Source organism: Kiloniellales bacterium, from assembly GCA_030064845.1.
Lineage (GTDB): Bacteria > Pseudomonadota > Alphaproteobacteria > Kiloniellales > JAKSDN01 > JASJEC01.
On sequence record JASJEC010000030.1, the window covers coordinates 49,721 to 59,836 of the forward strand.

Here is a 10,116-nt window from a genome sequence, read left to right on the forward strand (position 1 = left end):
GCGCCCGGACGCCGGGCGGGACGGCCCGCTGCCTCGAGATGCAGACCATTGCATGCTAGCAGAGCCGCTCTGAGATTCCCTTAAGGGGCGAATTGCTTCAACCATGCCTCCCCGGCCGCACCGGATCAGGGCACCAGGCGATAACCGCCGGGCTCGGTCACCAGGATCCGGGCGTTCGAGGGATCGGCCTCGATCTTCTGCCGCAGGCGGTAGACGTGGGTCTCGAGCGTGTGGGTCGTGACGCCGGCGTTGTAGCCCCAGACCTCGCCCAGGAGCGTGTCCCGGCCGACCACCATGTGTCCGCTGCGGTAGAGGTACTTGAGGATCGCCGTTTCCTTTTCGGTCAGGCGGACCTTCTTCTTGTTCTCGCCGTGCACCAGAAGCTTGACGCTTGGCCGGAAGGTGTAGGGGCCGATGGTGAAGACCGCGTCCTCGCTCTGCTCGTGCTGGCGCAGCTGAGCCCGTAGCCTCGCCAGGAGGACCGCCAGCTTGAACGGCTTGGTGACATAGTCGTTGGCCCCGGCGTCGAGGCCGAGGATGGTATCGGCATCGGATTCGGCGGCGGTCAGCATGATGATCGGCGACTTGACGCCGTTGCGGCGCATCAGGCGGCAAACGTCGCGGCCGTCCATGTCCGGTAGCCCGACATCGAGCAGGATGGCATCGAAGTACTCGCCCTTGGCCGTTTCCAGCGCCTTCGCGGCGTTGTCCGCCTCGCTGGTGATGAACTCCTCGTGCAGTCGCAGCTGTTCGCCCAGCGATGTCCGCAGGGCGTCGTCGTCGTCGACGAGAAGGATCTTCTTTCCCGTCGGGGCGTTCATGCCACGGATACCCCTGCCGGCCATTTTCCCTGCACCGTGTCGCCGGTGCGCCCCGGGCCGGCCAGAGCGGACCGCTTGTTGTTCCAATTCATGCGGTTAGCCCTGCTCGACTGCATCAGGGGTCTCAGATAACACCGCGCGCGGGCGGCTTCAAGGAGCGGCTTCCGCCAGGATCAGATCGCGGACCGCCCGGAACAGGGCGTGATCCGCTTCGGCCATGGCATCCACTGCGGTGAAATGGTTGCGCCCCGGCAAATCGACGGTCGGGGCGGCACGCCCGGCATCCCGACAGAGCCCGGCGAAGTCCGCCTGCTGGCGGTGGAACTCCGCCGTTTCCTCGGAGCCGACCGCCAGGATCAGCGGCGCTCCGGGTGCCGGGAGGGCGGCCACCGGGCTCATCTCGGCGGCGGTCGGCGCATCGATGGAGAGGACCGCCTGGTGGTAGCTGAGCCGGACCGGCGCAAGGTCGTAGATGCCCGAGACGCTGCATCCGCCCTTGACCAGCCGCGCCGGAAGGTCCCGATCGAGCGACGGCCAGTCGGTCTCCAGGGTCATCGCGGCGAGGTGTCCGCCGGCCGAGTGCCCGGCGACGTAGATCCTGTCCCGATCGATTCCGAGCGCCGCGGCCTCGCGGTGGAGCCAGGCGAAGGCGGCGCGAATCTGCCGGACCATTTCGCCGATCCCAACGGCCGGCGCCAAGTCGTAGTTGAGCGAGGCGTAGGCGATGCCCGCCTCCAGATAGGGCGCCGCCAGGTAACTGAAGTCGCCCTTGTCGAGCGCCTGCCAGTAGCCGCCGTGGATGAAGGCGAGCAGGGGCGCCGGCGATTCCGTTTCGGCTCGGAAAAGGTCGAGCGTCTGGCCGGGCGTCGGCCCGTAGGCGAGATCCAGGCGCGCCGGAAGACGCGCCCTGGCCGCGGCGCTCTCCTCGGCCCAGCGGCGGAAGTATTCGGGGTGCTCGGGCCAGCGGGCGCGCAGGTTGAGCTGCGCGTCGAGCGTCTCCTGGTCGTAGTCGAGAAACACCTTCGCGCCGGCCATGACGCTCTCCAACGATCGCTGCGCGCTTCACTATCCCGCCGCCACTGCCGGTTTGCAACCGGACGGCGGGAGGGGCATCTTCTCCCGGCATGCCTTTGAGGATTTCTTCAGCGGGGGGCCATGGCCGAGTTCGAATCCGTCACGCCGCAAGCCTTGTTTCCGACCACCGCCTGGATCTTCGACCTGCCGGCCGCTCAGGCAGAGCCCCTGAACCGGCAATTGGCCGCCGATCTCAACGCGCTCACCGCGCCGCGGCCCAGGATCGTGCAGGGCCAGAACTGGCAGACCGAGCAGAACCTGCACGAGTTCGAGGAGTTCAAGGATCTGGTTGCGCTGTTCCATAGCGCGGCGCGGACCGTGCTGGAGCGACTAGCGGTCGACTACGAGGACGTCGTCATCACAGGCTGCTGGGCGAACATGAATCCCCGCGGCGCCTTCCATATCGCCCACAGTCACCCCAACAACTTCCTGAGCGGGATCTACTACGTCATGGCCGAGCCGGGCGCGGACGCGGTCACGTTTCACGATCCGCGGCCCCAGCCCGAGATCATCGCCCCGCGCCTGACCGAGACCAACCCGTTCAATGCCACGTCCCAGCCGATCTCGGTCAGGCCTGGGCGGATGGTGGTCTTCCCGGCCTGGCTGGTGCACTCGGTGCCGTCCAACCAGAGCAGCCAGATCCGCATCAGCATCAGCTTCAACATGATGTTCCCCGACTACGTCGAGGTCATGAGCCGGCCCAAGTGGAGCGGCATTCCCCTAAAGCGAAAGCCCGCCGGCAGGTAGAGCAGATCCCGTCGGGTCGGCAAGCCTTGCCGGGCCGAAATGGCCGCCCGGGCGCGAAATCGGTCCGCCCTGCCGCCGCCCACGCGGGGGCGTTCTTGGCCCCCTTCTTGCTTCAGTAAGCCCAGAAGCATGAGCATGGAAACCGGCATAGATCCGCGAGTCCGGCCCAGCCTGGCCGACCTGGCGCGCTCGAGGCCGCCTCCGCCGGAGCCGCCCGGCGGCGGGCGCAAGGCCTTCGCGGATCACCGGATCAGCGCGACCAACGAGGTCACGACCCTGGGCCCCGGCGCAGAGGCCGCGACGGTCGACGCCGAGCTGCGATTCGAGGACCTGGTCGACCTGATCAACCCCCTGCACCACCTGCCATTCGTGGGCTCGTTCTACCGCAGCGTCTCGGGCGACGAGATCACCGCCGCCGCGCGGATCATGGGCGCGATGATCTACGCCGGGCCGCTCGGCTTCGTCTTCGCGACCGCCGACAGCCTGTTCGCCGAGATCAGCGGCCGGCCGCTGGGCGACACCCTGATCGCGGCGGCCTTCGGCGACGGCGGGACCGACGAGACCCAGGACCTGGCCGCCGGCGAGAACCGGCCCGGGCCGGAGACCGCCGCGCCCGAACCCGGGGCGAGCGAACCCGGGCCTGAAGCCGCCGCGCCCACACCCGCCGCGCCGGCGCCCGGCCTGGAGAACCAGGAGGCGCTGCGTGCACTGGCCGCCGACCTCCGCCAGCTCGCCGCGGGGCGCGTTGGCGGCGGGTCGCCGGGTGCCGAAACGATCGAGCCGGCGAGGCCTCTGCTCGGTGCCGCGCCGCCGCCGGATCGCCCCGCCCAGGTCAGCGACGCCTTCGCCCGCAAGATGGGCGAGGCCCTGGACAAGTACCGGGCCATGGCCGAGGCGCGCGCCCGCGAAGAGACCGGCGGCGACGAGGGTGCAGCCGCCGCTCCGTGACCGCTTCGATTTTCATTAACCTTAGAATCGCGAAAGCGGGTTAGTCTGGAGGGCGATTCCGCGTCGTCGAGCGCTTGCGGGAGACACCCTTCGCCATGAGCCTGGATTTGACCGTCTGTCGCGAGAAGGGCGCATGGGTCGCCCGTTTCGGCGAGACGGTCTACCGCTGCGCCCTGGGGCCCGGCGGGTGCCGGCGCGACAAGCGCGAGGGCGACGGCGCGACACCGATCGGGTCCTGGCCCATGCGGCGCGTGCTCTACCGGCCGGACCGCATGGCGGCGCCGCCCACCGCTCTGCCCGTCGCGGCGCTCGACCCCGCGGACGGCTGGTGCGACGACCCGGAGGACGCGCACTACAACCGGCCGGTGACTCTGCCCTACGAGGCGAGCCACGAGGTCCTCTGGCGCGAGGACGAGATCTACGACGTGATCGTCATCCTGGGGCACAACGACGACCCGCCGGTGCCCGGCGCGGGGAGCGCGATCTTCCTTCACGTCGCCCGTCCCGATTACAGCCCGACCCAGGGCTGTGTCGCTCTCGCGCGCGAGGATCTGCTCGCGGTGCTCGGTGCCGCCGGGCCGGGAACGGCGGTTGTTGTCGAGGACTAGGCGCCCTGCACGCTTCGCGGACTTCAACTGAGAGAGGAAGAGGAAAGGTATGGCGGACGAGGAAAAACAGGTCGAAAAGACGGCCAATCAGACCGATCGAATCGAAGACTTCGGCACCATGGCCCACCGGCTCGCCGACAAGTTCGGCACGGGCCTGGTCAACGGCTTTCACCTGCTGGCCCTGTTCGCCATCGGCGGGACCATCGTGTGGGCCGCGGTCTTCGAGTTCTTCAAGATGGTGTCCCAGGGCCACGCGACGGTCGAGGACATCCTCTTGCTGTTCATCTTCCTCGAGCTGGGCGCCATGGTGGGCATCTACTTCACCACCAACCACATGCCGGTGCGCTTCCTGATCTATGTCGCGCTGACCGCGATGACCCGTCTGCTGATCGGCATGGTCAACGTGGAGCACCACGAAGACCTTATGGACGCGATCCAGAACCCCCACTGGGGGATCCTGGTGGTGATCGGCGGTATCCTGATGTTGTCGCTCTCCGTCTGGGTTCTGCGCTATGCCTCCTACAAGTACCCCTCGGACCGGCCCGCGATGCGAGGTAGGCCGGAGGAGATGGGTTGAGCCGGCGCCGTCAGCGATAAGGATCGCTGCGCGCAGAACGCAAGTCTGATACCATTGGTCGAGAGAGCGGTCTCGACCTCGCAGATTCGGCGATGCGGCGAGCTCTCGGGGAACGGAGGGGGAGGCGCCGATGTTCGCGAGCAAGGAACAACGCGACCCCTATCTCTGGGAAGCGCTGATCTCGCTGTTCTCGCTGGTCGTCGGGATCATGCTCTCCATCGTGGTCTACGGCACCGATCCGCATATTCCCATGCTGCTCGGAGTCCTGGTAGCCGGGCTCGTCGCCTACCGCTCCGGCTTCTCCTGGAACACGATCCAGGAAGGTATGATCACCGGGATCGCCAACTCCCTCCACGCGATCATCATCCTGATCATCATCGGCATCCTGATCGGCGTCTGGATCCTGTCCGGCGTCGTGCCCACCCTGCTGTACTACGGACTCAAGATCCTTTCGCCCGAGATCTTCCTGCCCGCGACCGTGATCATCTGCGCCGTCACCTCGCTGGCCACGGGAACCTCCTGGGGCACCACCGGCACGATCGGGGTCGCCCTCATGGGCATCGGCGCGGGATTGGGCTTCCCCCTGCCGGTGGTCGCCGGCGCCGTGCTCTCCGGCGCCTACTTCGGCGACAAGATGTCGCCCCTGTCGGACACTACCAACCTGGCCCCGGCCATGGCGGGCACCGACATCTACACGCACATCCGCCACATGACCTACACCTCGGGCGTGGCGATCCTGCTCACGCTCGCCATCGAGGTCGTGCTCGGCCTGTTCCTCGGCGGCGGCGAGGAGGACCTGGCCAGGGTTCAGGAAATCCTGGCCACCCTGGACCGGGACTTCACCATCGGTCCCTGGCACCTGATCCCGCCTTTGCTCGTGATCGTCTGCGCCTACAAGAAGGCGCCCGCGATTCCCGGGCTCGTCGCGGGCGTGGCTTCGGCCGTCATCCTCGGCCTGATCTTCGAGGGCGCCACCTATCCGAAGCTGCTCGACGTCGCCTACAGCGGTTACGCCAGCAACACCGGAATCGAGGCCGTGGATTCCCTGCTCAGCAAGGGCGGCTTCACCGCCATGCTCTACGCGATCTCGATCGTTATCTGCGCCATGATGTTCGGCGGGATCATGGAGGCGACCAACCAGCTCAAGGTGATCGTCGACAGAATCCTCAGGATGGCGACCTCCAGCGCCTCGCTGATCACCTCGACGGTCCTGACCTGCCTGGGCGCCAACCTGGTTCTCTGCGACCAGTACATGGCGATCGTCATGGGCGGCCGGATGTACGCCCAGGCCTATAGAGAGCGCGGCCTCCACGCCAAGAACCTGTCGCGCGCGGTGGAAGACAGCGCCACGGTGACGGCCAACCTCGTGCCCTGGAACTCCGGCGGTGTGTACCAGGCGGCCACGCTGGGCGTCGCGACGCTCGCCTATCTGCCTTTCGCCTTCTTCTGCTGGCTGTCGCCGCTGGTCACGCTGGTCTTCGGCTGGACCGGCTGGACGATCCATCCGCTCGACGAGACTGCGGCCGGCGAGGCGGAGGCCGGCGCGGCCCCGGCGAAGTGAGGCCGGCGATGACGCGCCCGATCCGCGCGGGTCTCGCCCTCCTGCTGCTCTGCCTGGCGGCCCTGCCCGGCAACGCCCAGGACAGGGCGCTCGACCCCGGCTCGACCTTGAACGGCGTTCTGGAGCGCGGCGCGCTCCGCGTCTGCTTCGAGGCCGGATACCTGCCCTTCGAGATGGTCGGCAAGCGCTCGGGCCTGCGCGAGCGCAGCCTGCGGCCGGCGGACGAACGGAAGGGCGGGCAGAAGACCAGCTTCGGCGGCTTCGACATCGACCTGGCCCGCGCCATGGCCCGGGACCTGGGGGTCGACTTCGTGCCGGTCAACACGCGGTGGACCAGCATCATCCCGTCGCTGGTTTTGGGTCGCTGCGACATCATCATCAGCGGCATGTCGATCACCGAAGAACGGCGCCAGCGGGTCGATTTTTCCGATCCCTACATGCAGGTCGGCCAGACGGTGCTGCTGAACGGGAAACTGGCCGATAAAGTGACCTCCTATCGGGATCTGAACGACCCGAAGTACCGCGTCGCCTCCAAACCGGGGACGACCGGCGAAGCGGCGGTGAAGCGGCACCTGCCCGAAGCCGTCTACCAGGCTTTCGACACGGAAACCGCGGCGGCGGCGGCGGTCGCCGAAGGAAAGGTCGACGCCTTCGTCTACGACCGGCCGTTCCACGCCACCTACCTGGCGATGCACGGCGCTCAAGGACTGGTGTTCCTGGACGAGCCCTTTACCGACGAAGCGATCGCCTTCGCCATCCGCAAGGACGACCCCGATTTCCTCGCTTGGCTAAACGCCTTCCTGCAGGAGATCAGGACCGACGGCCGCTACGACGAGATCCGCCGCAAGTGGTTCGAATCGACCGATTGGTTCGAGTTCTACGGATAGAGTGTCGTCCACCTCTTAGGGGTCGAGACACGCGAGCAGCGCAGCCACGAGGCGGTCGAGTTCCTCTTCGGTGTTGTAGTAGTGAGGCGAAGCCCTGAAGAGGACCGGCAGGTTACGGGCTTCCGAATCAAGCCGGGTGCTGGACGGCTGTGACGAGCCGATCGTGATGGCCTGTTTACGCAGTCTCGCGATTGCTTCTTTGGTTTCCAATCCTTCGATGGTGAAGCTCACGATGGCGCAGGGGTCCTTTCCGAGGTCCCGAACCTCGCATCCGGGGATGCGCTCCAGCCTTTCACGCAGCCCTTTCGCGAGTGCCCAGGCACGGTCCCTGATCGCCGGCAGGCCGAGCGACAGGGCGTAGGCGACCGCGGCCCCGAGGCCGGCGCGCAGAGCGTAGGAGTTCTCCCAGGTCTCGAAGCGGCGTGCGTCCGGTCTCAAGCGGTAGCGGTCATGCGCGATCCAGGGCGCACCAAAGTGGTCGATCATTGCCGGCTCCAGGGTCTCCAGCCACTTCTCACGGACGTAGAGAAATCCGGTGCCGCGCGGCCCGCGCAGGAACTTGCGGCCGGTCGCCGAGAGGAAGTCGCAGCCGAGCGCCTCGACATTGACCGGCATCTGCCCGACCGCCTGGCAGGCGTCGAGCAGATAGGGTATGCCGCGGCCGCGCGCAATCTCGCCGATCTTTTCCGCGGGATTGACCAGGCCGCCGTTGGTCGGGACCCAGGTGGTGGCGATGAGCGCGACACGCTCGTCGATCATGTCCTCCAAGGCCGCAAGGTCGAGCGAGCCGTCCCGGTCGCTGGGCACGACGTCGATAACGATGCCGTCGCGCCTGGCCCGTTGGAGGAAAGCCACGTAGTTTGCGGCGTACTCCGCCTCGCAGGTCAGGACTCGGTCGCCGCTGCGCAGCGGCAGGGCGTAGAAGGCATGGCACCACGCCACCGTGGCATTCTCGAGAATCGCGATCTCACGGGACGAGGCTTCGATCAAGGTCGCTATCAGGTCATAGACCGAGGCGAGCTCGGGGGCCTTCGCGGCCTGCGCCTCGTAGCCGCCGATCTCGGCTTCCAGCTGCGTATGCTCGATCACCGCATCGACGACCGGCTTGGGCATCAGCGCTGATCCCGCCGCGGCCAGATGGACGCTCTTGTCGATACCCGGGGTCTCCGCCCTGATCTGCTTCACGTCCAATGCCATGCCCGCTCCTTAGACTTCGCCTCGGCCAAGAGACTTCGCCTCGGCCAAGACGCGCCGGGCGTAAGTATCGATCCCTGGACCGCCGCCCGTGGTTCACTGGACGTGATCGCGGATTTTATTGAGACCCCGCACGTCAACGAGGTGCGCGTGGCCCGAAGATGGCGGTGCCCACGCGGACGTGGGTGGCACCGAAGCGGATCGCCGTCTCGAAGTCCGCGCTCATGCCCATGGACAGCGACTGCAGCCCGTTGCGGCAGGCGATCTCGCGCAGCAGCGCAAAATGCAGCGCCGGCTCCTCGCCGACCGGCGGGATGCACATCAAGCCCTCGATCGGCAGACCCAGCTCGTCGCGGCTGAGCGCGATCAGCTGGTCGGCCTCGCCCGGGGCCACGCCGGCCTTCTGCGCTTCCTCGCCGGTGTTGACCTGTATGAAACAGGCGGGCCGCCGGCCGGCCTTGTCCATTTCCTTGGCCAGGACCCGCGCCAGCTTGGGCCGGTCAACGGTCTCGATCACATCGAAGAGCTCGACCGCGACGGCCGCCTTGTTGGTCTGCAGCGGCCCGATCAGGTGCAGAACCAGGTCCGGATAGCGCGCCTTCAGGTCGGGGAACTTACCCTGCGCTTCCTGCACCCGGTTTTCGCCGTAGACCCGCTGGCCAGCTTTCAGCGCCGCCTCGATCCATTCGGCGGGGTGGGTCTTGCCGACCGCGACCAGGGTGACCTCGGCCGGATCGCGCCCCGCCGCCTCGGCCGCGGCCGCGACCTGGCCGCGGACGGCAGCCAGATTCTCGGCAAGCCTTTCCGCGTCCAGGGCGGGTTCGACGAGTGATGCCATGGGCCAAAGCTAGACCGCGCCGGTGTTAAGGGGAAGCAAAGAGTCTTTCGTTAAGCACTGCGCTGGCCCCGTGGGCAATCGGACCCGGAATCGGAACCAGGACCATGCAACAGCTGAGCGACGCGGCGCACCGGCGCATCACGGCTTTCTGCGCGGACGGCGACGCGCTGATGGACGAGGACGACCTGGAAGGCGCGATCGCGCGCTACGAAGAGGCCTTGGCTCTCGTGCCGGAGCCGAAGACCGACTGGGAGGCGGCCACCTGGATCTATGCGGCGATCGGCGATTGCCGGTTTCAGCTCGGCGCCTTCGCCGTCGCCCGCGACGCACTGCAGCACGCGGTGGCCTCGCCCGACGGCCTGGGCAACCCCTTCATTCATCTGCGCCTCGGCCAGGCCCAGTTCGAACTGGGCAACCTCGAGAAATCTGCGGATGAATTGGCGCGGGCCTACATGGGCGCCGGCCCCGAGATCTTCGACGAAGAGGATCCGAAGTACTGGGACTTCATCCAGACCAAGCTGACGCCGCCCGCCTAAAGCAGAGCTTGGTCAAAACAACCCGGCGTTCTCTGACACCGCGCGCGACCCTATCGCCCAGATTCCGCCGAAGGATGCGCCCCGGCGAAGACCCGGGGCTTGAGGTGCGGCGCGGCCACGGCGAGCTCGTTGGAGTCGCGATCCCGAAACCAAAAACCCCGGCCGAAGCCGGGGTCTGGTCGTCTTGCGGTGGCCGAGGCGGCCTTACTTCATGTTGCGGCGGAAGTACTTGCCAGCCTCGTCCTTGAGCGCCTTGCCGGCGGTGAAGCGCGGCTGCAGGGTCGCCGGCTTGGCCTTGAAGGTGGTCGGCTCGCCGGTGAAGGGG

11 protein-coding genes are annotated in these 10,116 nt (G+C 67.3%); 7 read left to right on the forward strand and 4 right to left on the reverse strand.

Annotated features, from left to right (window positions below; all coding sequences use genetic code 11):
- Positions 1-125: 125 nt before the first annotated feature.
- The gene (locus tag QNJ67_12845) at positions 126-821 is read right to left on the reverse strand and encodes a response regulator transcription factor (protein ID MDJ0609858.1); all 696 of its coding nucleotides are present in this window, start codon (positions 819-821) and stop codon (positions 126-128) included.
- A 150-nt stretch (positions 822-971) separates the two neighbouring features.
- Positions 972-1,856 (reverse strand): alpha/beta hydrolase, encoded by an 885-nt coding sequence (locus QNJ67_12850; protein MDJ0609859.1) that lies wholly within the window; start codon positions 1,854-1,856, stop codon positions 972-974.
- Between the two features lie 120 nt (positions 1,857-1,976).
- Between QNJ67_12850 and QNJ67_12855 the strand changes: the two genes are divergently transcribed.
- The 6 genes from QNJ67_12855 (at position 1,977) to QNJ67_12880 (ending at position 7,223) form a co-directional block, all read left to right on the forward strand.
- On the forward strand, positions 1,977-2,642 hold the full coding sequence (locus tag QNJ67_12855; protein ID MDJ0609860.1) for a TIGR02466 family protein: 666 nt from the start codon (positions 1,977-1,979) through the stop codon (positions 2,640-2,642).
- Positions 2,643-2,771: 129 nt separating this feature from the next.
- The gene (locus QNJ67_12860; GenBank protein MDJ0609861.1) at positions 2,772-3,590 is read left to right on the forward strand and encodes a hypothetical protein; all 819 of its coding nucleotides are present in this window, start codon (positions 2,772-2,774) and stop codon (positions 3,588-3,590) included.
- A 95-nt stretch (positions 3,591-3,685) separates the two neighbouring features.
- The gene (locus QNJ67_12865) at positions 3,686-4,198 is read left to right on the forward strand and encodes a L,D-transpeptidase family protein (GenBank protein MDJ0609862.1); all 513 of its coding nucleotides are present in this window, start codon (positions 3,686-3,688) and stop codon (positions 4,196-4,198) included.
- A 49-nt stretch (positions 4,199-4,247) separates the two neighbouring features.
- Positions 4,248-4,775: a phosphate-starvation-inducible PsiE family protein gene (locus tag QNJ67_12870; GenBank protein MDJ0609863.1), complete on the forward strand. Its 528-nt coding sequence runs from the start codon at positions 4,248-4,250 to the stop codon at positions 4,773-4,775.
- Between the two features lie 130 nt (positions 4,776-4,905).
- On the forward strand, positions 4,906-6,336 hold the full coding sequence (nhaC, locus tag QNJ67_12875) for a Na+/H+ antiporter NhaC (GenBank protein ID MDJ0609864.1): 1,431 nt from the start codon (positions 4,906-4,908) through the stop codon (positions 6,334-6,336).
- An 8-nt stretch (positions 6,337-6,344) separates the two neighbouring features.
- Entirely contained in the window at positions 6,345-7,223 is an 879-nt protein-coding gene (locus QNJ67_12880; GenBank protein MDJ0609865.1) for a transporter substrate-binding domain-containing protein, read from the forward strand.
- A 15-nt stretch (positions 7,224-7,238) separates the two neighbouring features.
- Here QNJ67_12880 and QNJ67_12885 read toward each other — a convergent pair whose 3' ends face one another.
- Complete coding sequence (locus QNJ67_12885) at positions 7,239-8,420, reverse strand: aminotransferase class V-fold PLP-dependent enzyme (protein ID MDJ0609866.1); 1,182 nt, start codon at positions 8,418-8,420, stop codon at positions 7,239-7,241.
- A gap of 133 nt (positions 8,421-8,553) precedes the next feature.
- Positions 8,554-9,255 (reverse strand): YggS family pyridoxal phosphate-dependent enzyme, encoded by a 702-nt coding sequence (locus tag QNJ67_12890; protein MDJ0609867.1) that lies wholly within the window; start codon positions 9,253-9,255, stop codon positions 8,554-8,556.
- Between the two features lie 104 nt (positions 9,256-9,359).
- On the opposite strand from QNJ67_12890, the gene QNJ67_12895 reads away from it, so the two are divergent.
- Positions 9,360-9,791: a tetratricopeptide repeat protein gene (locus QNJ67_12895; protein ID MDJ0609868.1), complete on the forward strand. Its 432-nt coding sequence runs from the start codon at positions 9,360-9,362 to the stop codon at positions 9,789-9,791.
- Positions 9,792-10,116: the final 325 nt, after the last annotated feature.